The 16,888-nt window shown below is 69.2% G+C and carries 18 protein-coding genes; 10 read left to right on the forward strand and 8 right to left on the reverse strand.

The genetic code is table 11. From position 1 onward, the window contains the following. Nucleotides 1-40: 40 nt before the first annotated feature. Nucleotides 41-889 carry a DMT family transporter gene (locus tag Sp245p_RS21730; RefSeq protein WP_041812434.1) on the reverse strand — a complete coding sequence of 283 codons (849 nt, stop codon included), beginning with the start codon at nt 887-889 and terminating at the stop codon, nt 41-43. Nucleotides 890-1,039: 150 nt separating this feature from the next. Here Sp245p_RS21730 and yddG point away from each other — a divergent pair, with 150 nt between their 5' ends. Further along, nucleotides 1,040-1,972, forward strand: a complete 933-nt coding sequence (gene yddG, locus Sp245p_RS21735; RefSeq protein WP_014198387.1) for an aromatic amino acid exporter YddG — start codon at nt 1,040-1,042, stop codon at nt 1,970-1,972. Between the two features lie 145 nt (nt 1,973-2,117). On the opposite strand, the gene Sp245p_RS21740 is transcribed toward yddG, so the two are convergent. The 3 genes from Sp245p_RS21740 to gloB all read right to left on the reverse strand — a co-directional run bounded on the left by Sp245p_RS21740 (nt 2,118) and on the right by gloB (nt 4,016). Then, nucleotides 2,118-2,546, reverse strand: a complete 429-nt coding sequence (locus tag Sp245p_RS21740; RefSeq protein ID WP_041812921.1) for a cupin domain-containing protein — start codon at nt 2,544-2,546, stop codon at nt 2,118-2,120. Nucleotides 2,547-2,560: 14 nt separating this feature from the next. Continuing rightward, nucleotides 2,561-3,166 (reverse strand): glutathione S-transferase N-terminal domain-containing protein, encoded by a 606-nt coding sequence (locus Sp245p_RS21745; protein ID WP_109138831.1) that lies wholly within the window; start codon nt 3,164-3,166, stop codon nt 2,561-2,563. A gap of 88 nt (nt 3,167-3,254) precedes the next feature. Beyond that, entirely contained in the window at nt 3,255-4,016 is a 762-nt protein-coding gene (gene gloB / locus Sp245p_RS21750; protein WP_014198389.1) for a hydroxyacylglutathione hydrolase, read from the reverse strand. Between the two features lie 61 nt (nt 4,017-4,077). On the opposite strand from gloB, the gene Sp245p_RS21755 reads away from it, so the two are divergent. Together Sp245p_RS21755 and Sp245p_RS21760 are read left to right on the forward strand one after the other, a co-directional pair. Then, the gene (locus Sp245p_RS21755; protein ID WP_035678754.1) at nt 4,078-4,854 is read left to right on the forward strand and encodes a class I SAM-dependent methyltransferase; all 777 of its coding nucleotides are present in this window, start codon (nt 4,078-4,080) and stop codon (nt 4,852-4,854) included. Between the two features lie 61 nt (nt 4,855-4,915). Then, complete coding sequence (locus tag Sp245p_RS21760; protein ID WP_014198391.1) at nt 4,916-5,479, forward strand: RBBP9/YdeN family alpha/beta hydrolase; 564 nt, start codon at nt 4,916-4,918, stop codon at nt 5,477-5,479. 4 nt (nt 5,480-5,483) lie between these two features. On the opposite strand, the gene Sp245p_RS21765 is transcribed toward Sp245p_RS21760, so the two are convergent. The 3 genes from Sp245p_RS21765 to metX all read right to left on the reverse strand — a co-directional run bounded on the left by Sp245p_RS21765 (nt 5,484) and on the right by metX (nt 8,051). Further along, nucleotides 5,484-6,068, reverse strand: coding sequence for a PRC-barrel domain-containing protein (locus tag Sp245p_RS21765; protein ID WP_014198392.1), 585 nt, complete (start codon nt 6,066-6,068; stop codon nt 5,484-5,486). Nucleotides 6,069-6,166: 98 nt separating this feature from the next. Then, the gene (gene metW, locus Sp245p_RS21770; protein ID WP_014198393.1) at nt 6,167-6,817 is read right to left on the reverse strand and encodes a methionine biosynthesis protein MetW; all 651 of its coding nucleotides are present in this window, start codon (nt 6,815-6,817) and stop codon (nt 6,167-6,169) included. Nucleotides 6,818-6,827: 10 nt separating this feature from the next. Further along, the gene (gene metX / locus Sp245p_RS21775; RefSeq protein ID WP_014198394.1) at nt 6,828-8,051 is read right to left on the reverse strand and encodes a homoserine O-acetyltransferase MetX; all 1,224 of its coding nucleotides are present in this window, start codon (nt 8,049-8,051) and stop codon (nt 6,828-6,830) included. 145 nt (nt 8,052-8,196) lie between these two features. On the opposite strand from metX, the gene Sp245p_RS21780 reads away from it, so the two are divergent. From Sp245p_RS21780 to Sp245p_RS21805, 5 genes are all read left to right on the forward strand, one after another. Then, entirely contained in the window at nt 8,197-9,111 is a 915-nt protein-coding gene (locus Sp245p_RS21780) for a chorismate mutase (RefSeq protein WP_014198395.1), read from the forward strand. An 8-nt stretch (nt 9,112-9,119) separates the two neighbouring features. Then, nucleotides 9,120-10,214, forward strand: a complete 1,095-nt coding sequence (gene hisC / locus Sp245p_RS21785; RefSeq protein WP_014198396.1) for a histidinol-phosphate transaminase — start codon at nt 9,120-9,122, stop codon at nt 10,212-10,214. Between the two features lie 276 nt (nt 10,215-10,490). Beyond that, complete coding sequence (locus Sp245p_RS21795; protein ID WP_014198397.1) at nt 10,491-11,396, forward strand: prephenate/arogenate dehydrogenase family protein; 906 nt, start codon at nt 10,491-10,493, stop codon at nt 11,394-11,396. Nucleotides 11,397-11,589: 193 nt separating this feature from the next. Further along, nucleotides 11,590-12,606: a sulfate ABC transporter substrate-binding protein gene (locus tag Sp245p_RS21800; RefSeq protein WP_014198399.1), complete on the forward strand. Its 1,017-nt coding sequence runs from the start codon at nt 11,590-11,592 to the stop codon at nt 12,604-12,606. Between the two features lie 47 nt (nt 12,607-12,653). Continuing rightward, complete coding sequence (locus tag Sp245p_RS21805; RefSeq protein ID WP_014198400.1) at nt 12,654-13,250, forward strand: helix-turn-helix domain-containing protein; 597 nt, start codon at nt 12,654-12,656, stop codon at nt 13,248-13,250. Between the two features lie 23 nt (nt 13,251-13,273). Here the strand turns inward: Sp245p_RS21805 and Sp245p_RS21810 are convergent, their stop codons facing one another. Then, nucleotides 13,274-14,230: a hydrogen peroxide-inducible genes activator gene (locus Sp245p_RS21810; RefSeq protein WP_014198401.1), complete on the reverse strand. Its 957-nt coding sequence runs from the start codon at nt 14,228-14,230 to the stop codon at nt 13,274-13,276. Between the two features lie 234 nt (nt 14,231-14,464). Here Sp245p_RS21810 and ahpC point away from each other — a divergent pair, with 234 nt between their 5' ends. Both ahpC and ahpF read left to right on the forward strand, forming a co-directional pair. After that, entirely contained in the window at nt 14,465-15,028 is a 564-nt protein-coding gene (gene ahpC, locus Sp245p_RS21815) for an alkyl hydroperoxide reductase subunit C (protein ID WP_014198402.1), read from the forward strand. 230 nt (nt 15,029-15,258) lie between these two features. Further along, a complete protein-coding gene (gene ahpF, locus Sp245p_RS21820) occupies nt 15,259-16,839 on the forward strand; it encodes an alkyl hydroperoxide reductase subunit F (protein ID WP_014198403.1) in 1,581 nt (526 codons plus the stop codon). Nucleotides 16,840-16,888: the final 49 nt, after the last annotated feature.

Genomic DNA, 16,888 nt, shown 5'->3' on the forward strand with positions numbered 1-16,888 from the left:
GCCATCCGCCTGTAGAGGCGGCCGATCCGTTGAGGCGACGTCAGGCCGCGAGGCGCAGCGACGCGGCGCCGAGCACGATGACCGCGCCGGAGGCCAGACGCACCGGACCGACCCGCTCCTTGAGCACCAGGGCCGCCAGCGCCATCGCGAACAGGATCGAGGTTTCGCGCAGCGCCGCCACCACGGCGATCGGCGCCAGGGTCATCGCCCAGAGCGCGAGCCCGTAGGAGGCGATGCTGGCCGCCCCGCCGGCCAGCGCCACCATCCAGCGCCGGCGGGCGTGGCTCAGGAAGCCCCGGGCGTCGCTCAGCAGCGACCCGCCCACCATGGGCACGCTCAACAGCAGGAATCCCCACAGCGTGTAGCCGGCCGCCGAACCGGACAGCCGAACGCCGATGCCGTCCACCACCGTGTAGGCGGCGATCACCAGGGCGTTGGCGAGCGCGCAGGCGGTGCCCCGCCACGATCCCGACGGGGCCGAGCGCCGCCCCAACAGGGTCAGCCCGAGAATTCCGCCGCAGACCAGCAGCGTTCCCATCCAGGCGCCGGCGGACAGCCCCTCGCCCAGCAGCACGCCGCTGCACAGCGCCACGAGCAGCGGCGGCGTGCCGCGCATCAGTGGATAGGCGTGGCTCATCGCCCCCTCGCGATAGGCGGCGGCGAGGAGACGGAAATAGGCGACGTGCAGCACCGCCGTCACACAGAGGTAAGGTGCGCTGGCGAGCGATGGCGCCGGAACGACGGGAAGCAGCAGCAGGGCGATGAAGGCGGACCCGGCGACCACCAGGACCGCGTCGGACGCACTGCCGCCGCCGGCCTTCAGCGCGGTGTTCCAGCCGGCATGGAGAAGGGCGCCGGCCAGGACGGCGAGAAGGGCTTCGGTGGGCAAGGCGGGAGCCGTGGTTGGGAAGGGGACGACGCGGACGGAGGGACGGCATGCGGCCCGCCGGATGGCAGGATACACGCACAGGTCCGGTGTCGGACAGTTTGATTGCCAGCCCCGATTGCCCGAGGGCCTTCTTTGCGCTAAGCGTTCGTCATGTCGACCGACAGCTTCCCGAACCTCCCGTCCGCTGCGGCCTCCGCCCCGGCCGCCGTCCGCCGCGCCACCGCCATCGGCGGTCTGGCCATCCTGATGTGGTCCACGCTGGCGCTGCTGACGGCGCTGTCGGGGACCATTCCGCCGTTCCAACTCGTCGCGATGTCCTTCGGCGTCGCCTTCATCATCGGGACGGCGGCGGGGGCCGCGCGGGGCAAGGACGTGATCGGCGTGCTGCGCCAGCCATGGCGGGTCTGGCTGCTCGGCGTCGCCGGGCTGTTCGGTTACCATTTCTTCTATTTCCTGGCCTTCCGCCTCGCTCCCGGTGCGGCGGTCGAGGTCAATCTGCTGAATTATCTCTGGCCGCTGCTGATCGTCCTGTTCTCCGCACTGCTGCCGGGGGAGCGGCTGAAGCGCGGCCATGTGCTGGGCGCGCTGTGCGGGCTGGCCGGGACGGTGCTGATCGTGACCGGCGGCGGGCGCGGCCTGTCGCTCGACGCCGGGGACACGCCGGGCTACCTGTCGGCCATGGCCGCGGCGGTGCTCTGGGCGTCCTATTCGGTGCTGTCGCGCCGTTTCGGCGATGTCCCGACCGAGGCGGTCGGCGGATTCTGCCTCGCCACGGCGGTGCTGGCCGGGGTGTCGCACCTGCTGTTCGAAACCACCGTGGCGCCGTCGGGCGGCGAATGGCTGGCGGTGCTCGCCATGGGGATCGGGCCGGTCGGCGCGGCCTTCTTCGTGTGGGACCACGGGGTGAAGCATGGCGACATCCGGGCGCTGGGCGTGCTGTCCTACGCCACGCCGCTGACCTCCACGCTGCTGCTGATCCTGTTCGGGCAGGCGGCGGGGGGCTGGGCCGTCTGGGCGGCCTGCGCGCTCATCATGGGCGGCGCCGTGCTGGCCAGCCGCGACGTTCTGCGCGGCGACCAGTAGGGTGTAGAGCGGATGAGCGACGGGGGTGACGATGTCCTCCCCCGTCGGTCGTCGATAAGGTCGGGGGTCGAGGATCGACCTCAACCGCATCCAACCAACCTCGTCACCCCAGCCTCGTCACCCCAGCCTCGTCACCCCAGCCTCGTCATCCCGGCTCCCATCCTTCCGGCGCCATTTCAAAGCCGGAGAATTCGAAGGCGGGGGACACGGTGCAGCCGACCAGAACCCACCCCTCCATTGGCCGTGCCGCCTGCCACGCGTGGGCCGGAACGACCCCCTGCGGGCGTTGACCACCCGCAAGGTCCATCCCGAGGATCACCCGCTCCACCGACCACCCGTCGTTGGAGATGGACAGCTCCAGCGGCCCCCCGGCATGCCAGTGCCACATTTCGACCGCGTCCACACGGTGCCAGTGGGAGCGCTCCCCCGCCTGCAGCAGGTAGTGGATGCCGGTCTTGACCCCGCGTTCACCGTTTGCCGGAGCGTCCCGGAAGGTCTCCACATAGTGGCCGCCTTCCGGATGGGGCTGCATGCCCAGAGTCGCGATGATGCGCTCGGGCGTCAGGGGCTCCATGGTGTCGTCCCCTCTCACGCCGGCGGCGGCGCGGTGCGGCGGAAGCTGTCGAGGTCGGACGCCGAAGCGAACCACGCCGCCAGCTCCGGACGGCCGGCCCGCCAATCCTCGTGCCCGAACCGGAAGTCGAGGTAGCCGAGCGCCACCAGGATGGACAGCGTGCCGATGGTCAGCGTGCCGTCGAGGGCCGGCGCCTCCGCCTCCAAAACGTCGAGCGCGCGGGCGACGGCGCGGCGCTGGCGGTCCGCCCAGGAGTCGGAGCGCTCGCCGTCCGGACGCTGAAGCTCCAGCCGGCGCAGGATGGCGGCGTCGCAGATGCCGTCGGCCAGGGCCTGCTGGCGCAGCGCCGTCCAGCGCGCCGGGCCGGAGGCCGGGAACAGGCGCGGGCCGTCGTGCAGCGAGTCCAGATACTCGGCGATCACCGGGCTGTCGTAGAGCGCCGAGCCGTCGTCCAGGATCAGGGCCGGGACCTTGCCCAGCGGGTTGTCCGCCGGCAGGTCGGTGTCCGGCGCCCAGGCGTTGGTCACCTGCTTCTCGACCGCCGAGTCCAGCCCGCATTCGATGAGGACCATCGCGATCTTGCGGACGTAGGGCGAGGTCGGGCTCCAGCGCAGCTTCATCAAAATCTCTCCTCCCGTTTTGTAGCCATCAGCGTAGCGCGAGGGCGCGCCGTCTTGAAAGCGGTCCTTCTTAAAAGCGATCCTGGCCTTAAAAGCGGTCCTTGCGGCCGCGGATTTCGGCGAAGACCGCCACCGGGTCGGCCCCGGCCATGCCGAGGGCGGACTGGACCTCCGGCACATCGGCGCGCAGGAAGGGGTTGGTGGCCTTCTCGACGCCCAGCGTGGAGGGGATGGTCGGCTCCCCGCGCTCGCGTTGCGCGGCTATGTCCGCCGCGCGGGCCTTCAGGGCAGCGTTGTCCGGCTCAACCGTCACGGCGAAGCGGGCGTTGGACAGGGTGTATTCATGGCCGCAATAGACGCGCGTGTCGTCCGGCAGGCCGCGCAGCTTGACCAGCGAGGCCCACATCTGGGCCGGCGTGCCCTCGAACAGCCGTCCGCAGCCGAGCGCGAACAGCGTGTCGCCGCAGAACAGCGCCTTGGCCTCCGTAAACCAGAAGGCGATGTGGCCTGAGGTGTGGCCGGGGACAAAAAACACCTGTGCGGCGAGCGATCCGAACGAAATGGTCTCGCCTTCGCCCAGGCACGTCTCCATATCGGGAATGCGGGCGACGTCGGCGCGCGGGCCGATCACGTCGGCGCCATAGCGCGCCTTCAGCGCGTGGTTGCCGCCGATGTGGTCGTTGTGATGGTGGGTGTTGAAGATGTGCGTCAGCGTCCAGTTGCGCCGCTCCAGTTCCGCCAGCACAGGCTGCGCGTCGCCGGGGTCGACGACACCCACGGCGCCGCTGGCCGGGTCGCGCAGGAGGTAGATGTAGTTGTCGGCGAACGCCGGAATCAGGTGGATGTCCATGGCCTTGGGCCCCTCCCGCATGAATGGACGTTTGATCGAAACGTGATAGCCTGGGATGACCATGTACACCGATATCGTCGATCTTCGTGAATTCTACGAGTCCGGGCTTGGTCAGGCGGCGCGGCGGATGATCCGCCGGCGCATCCGCACCATCTGGCCCGACCTGCGCGGACAGATCGTTCTGGGGGTCGGCTACACGACGCCGTACCTGCAGCCCTTCCGCGACGAGGCCGAGCGGGTGTTCTCCATCATGCCGGCGACCCAGGGCGTGACCTTCTGGCCGCCGGGCGGGCCGGGGCTGGTGGCGCTGGGCGACGAGGCGGACCTTCCACTGGCCGACATGTCGGTGGACCGCGTGCTGCTCGTCCATGGGCTGGAGGGCACGGAGCAGCTCCGCCCGATGATGCGGGAGATCTGGCGCGTGCTGGCCGGCGGCGGGCGCGTGCTGGTGGTGGTGCCGAACCGCCGCGGCTTGTGGGCGCGGGCCGACTGGACGCCCTTCGGCCATGGCTTTCCCTATTCGGCCTCTCAACTGAAGCAGGTGCTGCGCGACACCATGTTCGTGCCGGAGCGCACCGGGCACGCCCTGTTCCTGCCGCCGCTGCGCTCCCGCTTCCTGATGAAGACCGCCCCGGCCTGGGAAGAGGTCGGCTGCCGCTGGTTCAAGGCCTTCGCCGGGGTCACGATGATCGAGGCGTCCAAGCAGATCTTCGCCGGGGTGTCGCGCAAGACCCAGCAGCCGGCCAAGCGCCGCCTGATCGTTCCGCTTCCCGGCGGTGCGGCCCCGGCCCGCCGCCCGGCGGGGTCCGGCGCGTGGCGGGTGTCGGAGGAACCGTAAGCCTTGCTCCGGGGGCGTTGCGGTTTGTAACCTTCCTGGTCACCGCAGCGGATCGGACCCCATGGCGAAGGCGAGCGTTCTCATCGTCCCCGGACTCGGCAATTCCGGCCCGGACCACTGGCAAAGCTGGTTGCAGCAGCGCCACCCGTCCTTCACGCGGGTCGAGCAGGCCGACTGGGACGCGCCGGCCTCGGAGGACTGGGTGCGGTCGCTGGAACAGGCCGTGGCCGCCGCGGCCGCCCCGGTGGTGCTTGTCGCCCACAGCCTGGGCTGCATGACGGTCGCCCATTGGGCCCTGCGGAGCGGATCGTCGGTCGGCAAAGTCGCCGCCGCCCTGCTGGTCGCTCCGCCCGACGTCGAATCGGCGGAGCACACGCCGCCGGAGGTCCACGGCTTCGCCCCGGTGCCCACCGATCCGCTGCCCTTCCGCACGGTGGTGCTGGCCAGCCACAACGATCCCTACGCCCCGATCGCGCGCTCCTGCGGGTTCGCCGTCGGATGGGGTGCCGATTTCATCGACGGTGGCGACCTCGAACACATCAACACCGCCGCCGGCTACGGTTCCTGGCCGGACGGCGAGCGGCTTGTTCTCGACCTGCTGCGCGCGGTGGACAGCGGCGCTTGAGCCGTCACTGCGGCTGGCCGCTCACCGTCTTCACACCCTCGCCATAGGAGAATTCCGGTGCCCGCGCGAGTTCGGCCGCCGGCAGGTCCAAAGTCGGCGGCGTCGAGCCGTCGGCACTGGCAGCCGCGCCCGCGATGTCGGTGCGCAGCATGCTGACCGGCAGGGACCGCAGTTTTCCGTCCGCCCCGCTGCCCTCGGCGGGGGCCAGCACGATCCGTTCGATCGCGGCGGCGCTGCCGTCCAGCGTGAAATCCTTGATGGAGCCGCCGGGCTGACCGTCGCGGGTCCGCACCTCCTTGCCGATCAGGGTCCGCGCCTCCTCCGGGGTCAGCAGATGGGGGATCGCGGCGACGGAGGGGGCCACGCGCTTCATCTCGTCGGAGGGCGCGTCGCCGCCGAGTCCCTCCGGCGAGGCGGCGGGCGGGGTGGCCGGCGTGTCATCCGGGCGCGGCGCCGTCATCAGCGGGGACCGCGCGGCGTCCGGTGACGCCTGTGGCGTTTGCGCCTGCGATGTTTGGGCCGATGCGGCGCCGGACAGCAGCAGGGCGGCGGCCGATGCGGCCAGGACGGAGGAGGGGACGAGGCGCATGGTGCGTGGCTCCCGCTGGTCTGTTGTTGAACGGACGTTGCCTATCAACAGCGCCAGCGGGGCAGGGGTTGCATCGCCGGGGACCGGCGGCCTTCCGGTCAGTCCCGGCGCAGCAGGAAGACGCCCTGCTCGCCCAGCAGGTTGGCGAGCCCGGAATGGGCATGGCCGGTGACCCGGCCGGCGCGGTCCACGATCATGCAGCGCTCGATGCGGATGCCCATCTCCTCCGCCAGGACGACGAAGTCCTTGATCGTGCAGAAATGGATGTTGGGGGTTTCCCACCACTGGTAGCCCAGCTTCTCCGTCACCGGCATGCGCCCGGTCAGCAGGAGCTGCACGCGGATGCGCCAATAGCCGAAGTTGGGCACCGACACGATGGCCCGCCGCCCGATGCGGGTCATCGTCTCCAGCACCGTCCGCGGCTCCCGCATCGCCTGGAGGGTCTGGCTGAGGATCACATAGTCGAAGGCGCCCGGCGGGTAGTCCTTCAGGTCGGTTTCGGCGTCGCCCTGGATCACCGACAGGCCCTGGGCCACGCACTGGTGCACGCCGTCCATCGACAGCTCGATCCCGCGCGCGTCCACCCCCTTCTGCCGGGACAGGAAGGCGAGCAGGGCGCCATCGCCGCAGCCGACGTCGAGCACGCGGCTGCCCGGCTCCACCATCTCGGCGATCAGCTTCAGGTCGGTGCGGATGCCGTTGCCGGAGGCGGTGCGGGCGGCGGCTTGATTGTCGTCGAGGGGGCTCATGGCCGGGATGTCATGGTCTGGAGGGTCGTGTCAGGCCGCGGTGTTCGGCGCAGCCGTCCAGGAAGCCGCGGATCACCTGGTGGAATTCCGGCTCGTCGAGCAGGAAGGAGTCGTGGCCCTTGTCGGTGCGGATCTCCACGAAGCTGACGTTGGCCGCCACCGCGTTCAGCGCGTGCACGATGGCCCGCGATTCGGAGGTCGGGAACAGCCAGTCGCTGGAGAAGCTGGCCAGGCAAAAGCGCACCGGCGTGCCCTTGCCGTCCTTGCGGAAGGCGTTGGACAGGGTGCCGCCCCCGTAATCCGCGGCGAGGTCGAAATAGTCCATCGCCCGCGTGATGTAGAGGTAGGAGTTGGCGTCGAAGCGCTCCACGAAGGTGATGCCCTGGTGGCGCAGATAGCTCTCCACCTGGAAATCGGCGTCGAAGCCGTAGGTGACGGTCTGGCGGTTCTGCAGGTTGCGCCCGAACTTGCGGTGCAGCGCCGGTTCCGACAGGTAGGTGATGTGCGCGGCCATGCGCGCCACCGCCAGCCCGCGGTGCGGGCGGGTGCCCTCCAGCAGGTAGTTGCCGCCGGCCCAGTCCGGGTCGGCCATGATCGCCTGCCGGCCGACTTCGTGGAAGGCGATGTTCTGCGCGGAATGGCGGGCCGCCGTGGCGATCGGCACCGCAGCGAAGACCGATTCGGGATAGGCCACCGCCCATTGCAGGACCTGCATGCCGCCCATGGAGCCGCCGATCACGCAGAACAGCTGGTCGATCCCGAGATGCTCCACCAGCAGCTTCTGCGCGCGCACCATGTCGCCGATGGTGATGACGGGGAAGCCGAGACCGTAGGGCTCGCCGGTCGCCGGATCGGTCTCCTTCGGGCCGGTGGAGCCCATGCAGCCGCCGATCACGTTGGAGCAGATGACGAAATAGCGGTCGGTGTCGACCGGCTTGCCGGGGCCGACCAGCATCTCCCACCAGCCGGGCTTGCCGGTCACCGGATGCTGGTCGAGCACGTAATGGTCGCCGGTCAGGGCGTGGCAGATCAGGATGGCGTTCGACCGGTCCGCGTTCAGCGCGCCGTAGGTCTGGTAGGCGACCTCGAACGGCCCCAGCTCCGCGCCGCTGTCCAGCCGCATGGGCCGGTCCACCCCGAGCGTGACCCGGTGGCCGGGCATCGTCGCGGGCTCGGCAGGCGCGGCGGCAGGCACGGGGCCAGACACGGCGGCGGCGGGGTTCGGCGCGGACATGACGGGTCGGTGGCCTCCGGAAAACGGGAGTTCATAGCTACGGACCGGCGGTTGGGAGTGTCAACGTTTTCTTTGATTTCGCTCCGCTTGCGGACTACTACTATCCGGCTTTGGATTCGCCCTGGATTTGACGGTTTCCCGCCCCATGCCTCCGCCCAAGTCCCCGCTCGACGATCTGCGCCGCGAGATCGATCACATCGACGATACGATCCACGACCTGCTGATGCGCCGCGCCGCGGTGGTGGAGCGCGTCGGCGTCGTCAAAGGCCAGATCGAGGCCGCGGAAGGTCAGGTCAGCGGGAATCCCCAGACCCCGATCTATCTGCGCCCGGCGCGCGAGGCGGTCATCCTGCGCCGCCTGATGGCGCGCCACGCCGGCTCCTTTCCGGCGATGGCCGTCACCCGCATGTGGCGGGAGATGATCACCGCCTTCACCCGGCTCCAGGGCCCCTTCGCCGTCGCGGTCTACGCGCCGGAGGACCGCCGCGGATTCTGGGACGTGGCCCGCGACCATTTCGGCAGCGTCGTTCCGATGACCGCCGTCAACACCCCCGCCGCGGCCATCCGCGCGGTGTCGGAGGGCACGGCCACCGTCGGCGTCGTTCCCTACCCGGCGGAGGACGACGCGGACCCCTGGTGGCGCTTCCTGGTGTCGTCCGACGCGCGCACGCCGCGCGTGGTGGCGCGGCTGCCCTTCGCCGGGCGCGGCAACGCCCGCGGCGAGGACCGCGACGCGCTGGCCATTGCGCTGGTCCCGCACGAGCCGACCGGCGACGACCGCACCCTCCTGGGGATCGAGCTGGGGCATGACCTCAGCCGCGGCCGGCTCAAGGACCATCTGGAGACGAGCGGCCTCGCCCCGACCTATTTCTGCACTTGGCACGCCCGCGACCCGTCCGGCCCGTCCATCCATCTGGTCGAGGTCGCCGACTTCGTCGACCACACCGACCCGCGCCTGTCCGCCTTCGCCGGCCGGCTGGGCGAGATCCCGGTGCGGATCAACATCGTGGGCGGCTACGCCGTCCCGCTTCATTTCTCCCACGACGCCCGCAAGGTCTGAGACCTGACATGACCCAGCCGAACAACGGCCCGGCGCCCCGCCCGGGGATTCTCGACATCGCCCCCTACGTCGGCGGCGAGCATGCGGGGCACATCCGCCTCGCCTCCAACGAAGGCGCGCTCGGCCCCAGCCCGCGCGCCGTGGAGGCCTACAGGGCCGCCGCGGGCGAGCTGCACCGCTACCCGGACGGCGGCTCCGCCAAGCTGCGCAAGGCCATCGCCGAGCGCTTCGGCCTGGACGCCGACCGCGTGGTCTGCGGCGCCGGTTCCGACGAGCTGATCGCCCTGCTGATCCGCGCCTACGCCGGTCCGGGGGACGAGGTGCTGTACTCGCAGCACGGCTTCCTGATGTACCCGATCGGCGCCAAGTCGGTCGGCGCCACGCCGGTCCAGGCGCCGGAGACGAACCTGACCACCGACGTGGATTCGCTGCTGGCCCACGTCACGCCGCGCACCCGGCTGGTCTTCGTCGCCAACCCGAACAACCCGACCGGCACCTACATCACCGCCGACGAGATGGCCCGCCTGCACGCCGGCCTGCCGGAAAACGCCATTCTGGTCATCGACGCGGCCTACGCCGAGTACATGAACCACAACGACTATTCGGCGGGGCAGGAGCTGGTCGACCGCTTCCCCAACGTGGTGATGACCCGCACCTTCTCGAAGATCTTCGCGCTGGGCTCGGTCCGGCTCGGCTGGGCCTACTGCCCGGCGGGGATCGCCGACGTGCTGAACCGCGTGCGCGGCCCCTTCAACGTCTCCTCCGCGGCGCAGATCGCCGGGGTGGCGGCGCTGGAGGACACCGCGTTCCTGGAGCGCTCGCGCAGCCACAACATCGAATGGCGGGAGTGGTTCGTCCAGCAGGTCCATGGCCTTGGCCTGAAGACCCACCCCAGCGTGACGAACTTCGTTCTGGTCGACTTCGCCGGGCAGACCGCCGGGAAGGACGACGCCGAGGCGGCGCGCCTGTTCCTGAAGGGCCGCGGCATCCTGGTCCGCCAGATGCCCGCCTACGGCCTGCCGAGCTGCCTGCGCGTCACCATCGGCACGGAGGCCGAAATGCGCGAAGTGGTGCAGGCGTTGAAGGACTTCCTGGCGGCGTAAGGCCGGAGTGGTTTTCCCTCTCCCGCCCCGGGAGAGGGAGGGGCCCGCCGCGAAGCGGTGGGAGGGTGAGGGTATAGACAAGAATCAGCGCCTTGATCCTTGCGCGACCCTCACCCGGCCCTTCGGGCCACCCTCTCCCAGGACGGGAGAGGGGATCGCGCCGTTGCGCGCGTTTCCTCACGAGGCGGCCGGGCAAACTTTCCCTTGGTCACGCGGCGGCTTGGTGCTTTATAGCGGGGCGTTCTGCAACCCATCCGCAGCCGGTGCCTTGAGATCATGAGCGAGACCGCAGCCCCTCTGGCCGCCCCCCTGTTCGACCGCGTCGCCATCGTCGGCGTGGGTCTGATCGGTTCGTCCCTGGCGCGGGCGCTCACGCATTACGGGGTGGCGCGTCAGGTCGTCTGCGCGGACCGCAGCCCGGAGCATTGCGCCAAGGCGATGGAACTGGGCATCGTCGAGCGCGCCACCACCGATCTGGCGGAAGCGCTGGAGGGTGCGGACCTAGTGGTCCTGGCGACTCCCGTCGGCGCCTTCGCCGAGGTGGGGGAGCAGCTCGGGCCGCTGCTGCGCCCCGGCATGATCGTGACGGACGTCGGCTCGGTGAAGCAGGCGGTGCTGCGCGACGTCGGGCCGCACATCCCGGACGGGGTGCATCTGATTCCCGGCCACCCGGTGGCGGGCACCGAGCATTCGGGGCCGGAGGCCGGCTTCGCCACCCTGTTCCAGGGCCGCTGGTGCATCGTCACCCCGCCGCCCGGCGCCAACGAGGGCGCGGTGGACAAGGTGGTGACGATGTGGCGCCGCATCGGTTCCACGGTGGAACTGATGGACGCCAACCATCATGACCGCGTGCTGGCCATCACCTCGCACCTGCCGCACCTGATCGCCTACACCATCGTCGGCACGGCGTCCGACCTGGAGGACGACACCAAGTCCGAGGTCATCAAGTTCTCGGCCGGCGGTTTTCGCGACTTCACCCGCATCGCCGCCAGCGACCCGGTGATGTGGCGCGACGTGTTCTTGAACAATCGGGAAGCGGTCCTGGAAATCCTCCAGCGCTTCACCGAGGACCTGACCGCCCTCCAGCGCGCCATCCGCTGGGGCGAGGGGGAGCAGCTGCAGGACCATTTCACCAAGACCCGCGCCATCCGCCGCGGCATCATCGACGCCAAGCAGGCCTGACCGGTCCGGTTGCGCCGTTCGGCTGGCGCAACCGTTTGACGTCCTTTTTTCACATTAAAATTCCGATAAATGATAATCGCACATATGTGAATTACACATTCGACGGCAAAAGACGACTTGCTTGATAGGGATCGTCCGTGTTCAATAATCCCCGGCACCACGCCATCGACCGTCAGCCTGGGGAACACCGTTCATGCCGTCGCGCTTCAGCCAGAGCCTCATCGCCGTCGGGCTGGTGACCTTGGCCGCCTTGGCGACCGCCAGCGCCGCGAGCCGCAGCACGATCCTGAACGTCTCCTACGACCCGACGCGGGAGCTGTACGAGGAGTTCAATCCCGCCTTCGCCCGCACCTGGGCGGACGCGTCGGGGGAGACGGTGGTCATTCACCAGTCGCACGGCGGATCGGGCGCGCAGGCGCGCTCGGTCATCGATGGGCTGGACGCCGATGTGGTGACGCTGGCTCTGGGCTACGACGTGGATGCGATTGCCGACGCCGGACTGATCGCGAAGGACTGGCGGACGCGCCTGCCGAACAACAGCTCCCCCTACACCTCGACGATCGTCTTCCTGGTCCGCAAGGGCAACCCGAAGCAGATCAAGGACTGGGACGATCTGGTGAAGCCGGACGTGGAGGTGATCACGCCGAACCCGAAGACCTCGGGCGGGGCACGCTGGAACTACCTTGCCGCCTGGGCCTATGCGCTGAAGACCAACGGCAACGACGAGGCGAAGGCCAGGGAATTCGTCGCCGACCTTTACAAACACGTCCCGGTGCTGGACAGCGGCGCCCGCGGGGCCGCCCTGACCTTCACCCGCAAGGGCGTCGGCGACGTTCTGCTGGCCTGGGAGAACGAGGCCTTCCTGTCGCTCCAGGAGTTCGGGGCCAACCAGTTCGAGATCGTCGTGCCGTCCCTGTCCATCCTGACCGAGCCGCCGGTGTCCGTGGTGGACAGCGTGGTCGACCGCAAGGGCACCCGCAAGGTGGCCGAAGCCTATGTGCAGTATCTCTACACCCGCGAGGGGCAGGAGATCGCCGCGCGGAATTTCTACCGGCCCCGCCATCCCGAGCTGGCGCGGCAATATGCCGGGCGCTTCTCGCCGGTGGCGCTGGTGACCGTGGACGACGTCTTCGGCGGCTGGCGCAAGGCCCAGGCGACCCATTTCGCGGAGGGTGCCGTGTTCGACCAGATCCAGTCGGCGCCCCGCTGAATCCCAGGATATGAGCACGCAGTGATGGAACGGGAGGGCCAAACACCATGAGCACGACATCGACCCCCCGGAGCACGGATGGCGACGCCAACCCGCTGACCGGCGTGATCGCCGAGAACATCCGCAGCTTCCGGCTCCGCCAGGGGCTGTCCGTCGACGCGCTCGCCAAGCTGTCGGGGAACAGCCGGGCCGAGTTGGCGGCGATCGAAGCCGGGCGGGGGCCGTCCAGCATCGACTTCCTGTGGACCATCGCCCGCGCGCTCGACGTGCCCTTCTCCAGCCTGCTCAGCAGCGGGGGCAGCGGCGGGACCACGGTAATCCGGCGGGTGGACAGCCGGCCGTTGGCCTCGCGCGACGGACGGTTCAGTTCGCGGGCGCTGTTTCCCTTCCACGGCGAGCGGCAGGTGGAGTTCTACGAGCTGCGCCTCGCTCCCGGCACCGACGAGCGGGCCGACGCCCACACCATCGGCACCGTGGAGAACATCCTGGTCGGGCGCGGCGTGGTCGAGATCGAGACCGGCGACGGCACCCACCGGCTGGAGGAGGGCGACACGATCCAGTTCGACGCCGATGCCCCCCACGCCTACCGCAACGCGGGTGACGGCGAGGCGCTGCTGTATCTCGTGATGACCTACGTCTTCTGATTCCGGCGTTCTCTGGCCCTGGATCAGGCGGCGGTCCGCACGCTGGCGTCGCCGTTGGCGGGGGCCTGCGGCCCGCTGTCGCGGGACATCTCCGTCTTCAGGGCAGCGGCGAGCTGCCGGAAGGTCTCCTTGCGGCCGGAGGTGCGGCGCCAGACCAGCCCGATCCGGCGGAACGGCCGCTCCCCGCCCAGCGGGCGGACCACCACGTCCAAACCGCGCAGAATCCCCGAGTCGAGCGCCATCTGCGGCAGCAACGTCACCCCCAGCCCGTTGGCGACCATCTGGACCAGCGTGTGCAGGCTGGTGCCCTGGAACGCGGCGCTTTGCCGCGCCCCCTCCATGGAGCAGGCGGCCAGCGCGTGGTCGCGCAGGCAGTGCCCGTCCTCCAGCAGCAGCAGATCATCCAGCGCGACATCGGAGGGGCGGGGCGTCGTGACGTCGCTCAGCCGGTGCTCGGGCGTGCAGACCACGGAAAAGCGGTCTTCGGCGATGTCGATCGATTCCACGTCGCCGGAGGGGTAGGGCAGGGCGAGGATGGCCGCGTCCAACTCCCCCGACTCCAGCCGGTCGAGCAGCCGGGCGGTCTGGTCCTCGCGCAGGAACAGCTTCAGCTTGGGGAAGCTGTCGCGCAGCGCCGGCATCACGCGGGGGATCAGGAACGGGCCGATGGTCGGGATCACGCCCAGATGGAGCGGTCCGGACATCGGGTCCTCCACCGAGCGGGCCATGTCCACCAGCTCCTCCGCCCCCTTCAGGACGGTGCGGGCGCGGTCGGCGATCTCGCGGCCCAGCGGAGTCGGCAGGACGGTGCGCCGCGTGCGCTCCAGCAGCGGGGCGCCCAGCAGATTCTCCAATTCCTGGATGCCGGCGCTGAGCGTCGACTGGCTGACGAGGCAGGCCTCGGCCGCCTTGCCGAAATGGCAGCGATCGACGACGGCGACGAGGTAGTGGAGCTGACGCAAGGTGGGGAGGGGCTTCATGCACTGCACAATAATCGGTTTTATCGATCAAAGCGATTGGTATTTTTCGCTTCCATCGCTGACCCATTGCCCCTAACTTCCCTGGTGTCAAGCGACCAACGAGGGGGGAGCAGACTTCCGGCAGGGATGCCGCGGCACCGGTAGCCCATTTGGGAAACCATTGGGAAGACGGGGCCAAGCTGGCAGGACACCGGAGTGACGCTTGCTCCAATCATTCAGACTGATGGAGAAATCATGTCCTTGATCAACACCGAGATTAAGCCGTTCAAGGCGACCGCTTTCAAGGGCGGCAAGTTCATCGACGTCAGCGACGCCGACCTGAAGGGCAAGTGGTCGGTCGTCTTCTTCTACCCGGCGGACTTCACCTTCGTGTGCCCGACCGAGCTGGAAGACCTGGCCGATAACTACAGCGAGTTCCAGAAGCTCGGCGTTGAGATCTACAGCGTTTCGACCGACACCCACTTCTGCCACAAGGCCTGGCACGACACCTCGCCGGCCATCGGCAAGATTGCCTACACCATGGTCGGCGACCCGACCGGCACGATCTGCCGCAACTTCGAGATCCTGATCGAGGAGAAGGGCCTCGCCGACCGCGGCACCTTCGTCGTCGACCCGGACGGCAAGATCCAGATCATCGAGATCACCGCCGGCGGCATCGGCCGCGACGCCCGCGAGCTGCTCCGCAAGGTGAAGGCCGCCCAGTACGTCGCCTCGCACCCGGGCGAGGTCTGCCCGGCCAAGTGGGAAGAGGGTGAGAAGACGCTCGCCCCGTCGCTCGACCTCGTCGGCAAGATCTAAGCCTCTCCGGCTTGATCCTCTGGGAACCGCCGGCCGCAACCGCGGCCGGACGGTTCGGCCGCGGTCACGCTGGCCGCGGCGCCACGGCTTCGGGCCCGGATCGATTCCGGGCCCGGATCACGAGTGGCCTTCATCCGTTCAAAAAAGTCTGTTCAAAGACACTCTGCTGCCCGGACCCGCCCTGGCGCCACCGGGCTCGCTTCGAAAAACCACTTTCGGGAGCCCTCGCCGTGTTGGATAGCAACGTCAAAGGCCAGCTCAAGGCCTATTTCGACAAGATCACGCAGCCCATCGAACTGGCCGCTTCCCTGGACGACGGCGCCAAATCGCAGGACATGCAGGCTCTGCTGCAGGACATCGCGTCCCTGTCGGACAAGATCACCTTCGTCCGCACCGACGACGACGCGCGCAAGCCCTCCTTCGCGATCAAGCGCACCGGCACCGACGTCAGCGTCCGTTTCGCCGGCCTGCCGATGGGCCACGAATTCAATTCCCTCATCCTCGCCCTGCTGCAGGTCGGCGGCCACCCCTCCAAGGAGTCGGCGGAGGTCATCGAGCAGGTGAAGGCGCTGGAGGGTGAGTACAGCTTCGAGACCTACTTCTCGCTGTCCTGCCAGAACTGCCCTGACGTGGTGCAGGCCCTGAACCTGATGAGCGTTCTGAACCCGCGGATCAAGCATGTCGCCATCGACGGCGCGCTGTTCCAGCAGGAGGTCGACTCGCGCAAGATCATGGCCGTCCCGTCCATCTTCCTGAACGGCGAGCCGTTCGGCCAGGGCCGCATGGGGCTGGAGCAGATCCTCGCCAAGATCGACACCGGCGCCTCGCAGCGCGACGCGGAGAAGATCAAGGCCAAGGACGCCTTCGACGTGCTGGTGATCGGCGGCGGCCCGGCCGGCGCCGCGGCGGCGATCTACGCCGCGCGCAAGGGCATCCGCACCGGCGTCGCGGCGGAGCGCTTCGGCGGTCAGGTGCTCGACACCATGGCCATCGAGAACTTCATCTCCGTCTCCCACACCGAGGGTCCGAAGCTGGCCACCGCGCTGGAGCAGCACGTCAAGGAGTATGAGGTCGACGTGATGAACCTGCAGCGGGCGGAAAAGCTGATCCCCGCCGAGGGTCCGGGCGGCCTGATCGAGATCCAGCTCGCCAACGGCGCCTCGCTGAAGTCCAAGACGGTGATCCTGTCCACCGGCGCCCGCTGGCGCCAGATGGGCGTCCCCGGCGAGGACGAGTACCGCAACAAGGGCGTGGCCTATTGCCCGCACTGCGACGGCCCGCTGTTCAAGGGCAAGCGCGTGTCGGTCATCGGCGGCGGCAACTCCGGTGTGGAAGCGGCCATCGATCTGGCCGGCATCGTCGCCGAGGTGACGCTGATCGAGTTCGACAGCCAGCTTCGCGCCGACGAGGTGCTCCAGCGCAAGCTGCGCAGCCTGCCGAACGTGCGCGTCATCACCTCGGGCCTGACGACCGAGGTGCATGGCGACGGCACCAAGGTGACCGGCCTCAGCTACAAGAACCGCAACACCGGCGAGGTGCACCGCATCGATCTGGAAGGCATCTTCGTGCAGATCGGCCTCGTGCCCAACACCGAGTGGCTGAAGGGCTCGGTGGCGCTGAGCCCGCGCGGCGAGATCGAGGTGGACGCCCGCGGTCAGACCTCCATCCCCGGCGTCTTCGCGGCGGGCGACGCGACGACGGTGCCCTACAAGCAGATCATCATCGCCATGGGCGAGGGCTCGAAGGCCGCCCTGTCGGCCTTCGACTACCTGATCCGCATGGCGCCGGTCGAGGCCGTCGCGGCGGCGTAAGGGGGACGTGGTACGGAAGGTGGTTGCGTAAGGCCCCCCTCCCGACCTC

The organism is Azospirillum baldaniorum, assembly GCF_003119195.2.
Taxonomy (GTDB): Bacteria; Pseudomonadota; Alphaproteobacteria; order Azospirillales; family Azospirillaceae; genus Azospirillum; species Azospirillum baldaniorum.

Bases quoted from the DNA above. Each gene is read 5' to 3' on its own strand.
- yddG (WP_014198387.1), top strand. From the start codon at position 1,040: ATGTCGACCGACAGCTTCCCGAACCTCCCGTCCGCTGCGGCCTCCGCC.
- Sp245p_RS21740 (WP_041812921.1), bottom strand. From the start codon at position 2,546: ATGGAGCCCCTGACGCCCGAGCGCATCATCGCGACTCTGGGCATGCAG.
- Sp245p_RS21745 (WP_109138831.1), bottom strand. From the start codon at position 3,166: ATGAAGCTGCGCTGGAGCCCGACCTCGCCCTACGTCCGCAAGATCGCG.
- gloB (WP_014198389.1), bottom strand. From the start codon at position 4,016: ATGGACATCCACCTGATTCCGGCGTTCGCCGACAACTACATCTACCTC.
- Sp245p_RS21755 (WP_035678754.1), top strand. From the start codon at position 4,078: ATGTACACCGATATCGTCGATCTTCGTGAATTCTACGAGTCCGGGCTT.
- Sp245p_RS21760 (WP_014198391.1), top strand. From the start codon at position 4,916: ATGGCGAAGGCGAGCGTTCTCATCGTCCCCGGACTCGGCAATTCCGGC.
- Sp245p_RS21765 (WP_014198392.1), bottom strand. From the start codon at position 6,068: ATGCGCCTCGTCCCCTCCTCCGTCCTGGCCGCATCGGCCGCCGCCCTG.
- metW (WP_014198393.1), bottom strand. From the start codon at position 6,817: ATGAGCCCCCTCGACGACAATCAAGCCGCCGCCCGCACCGCCTCCGGC.
- metX (WP_014198394.1), bottom strand. From the start codon at position 8,051: ATGTCCGCGCCGAACCCCGCCGCCGCCGTGTCTGGCCCCGTGCCTGCC.
- Sp245p_RS21780 (WP_014198395.1), top strand. From the start codon at position 8,197: ATGCCTCCGCCCAAGTCCCCGCTCGACGATCTGCGCCGCGAGATCGAT.
- hisC (WP_014198396.1), top strand. From the start codon at position 9,120: ATGACCCAGCCGAACAACGGCCCGGCGCCCCGCCCGGGGATTCTCGAC.
- Sp245p_RS21795 (WP_014198397.1), top strand. From the start codon at position 10,491: ATGAGCGAGACCGCAGCCCCTCTGGCCGCCCCCCTGTTCGACCGCGTC.
- Sp245p_RS21800 (WP_014198399.1), top strand. From the start codon at position 11,590: ATGCCGTCGCGCTTCAGCCAGAGCCTCATCGCCGTCGGGCTGGTGACC.
- Sp245p_RS21805 (WP_014198400.1), top strand. From the start codon at position 12,654: ATGAGCACGACATCGACCCCCCGGAGCACGGATGGCGACGCCAACCCG.
- Sp245p_RS21810 (WP_014198401.1), bottom strand. From the start codon at position 14,230: ATGAAGCCCCTCCCCACCTTGCGTCAGCTCCACTACCTCGTCGCCGTC.
- ahpC (WP_014198402.1), top strand. From the start codon at position 14,465: ATGTCCTTGATCAACACCGAGATTAAGCCGTTCAAGGCGACCGCTTTC.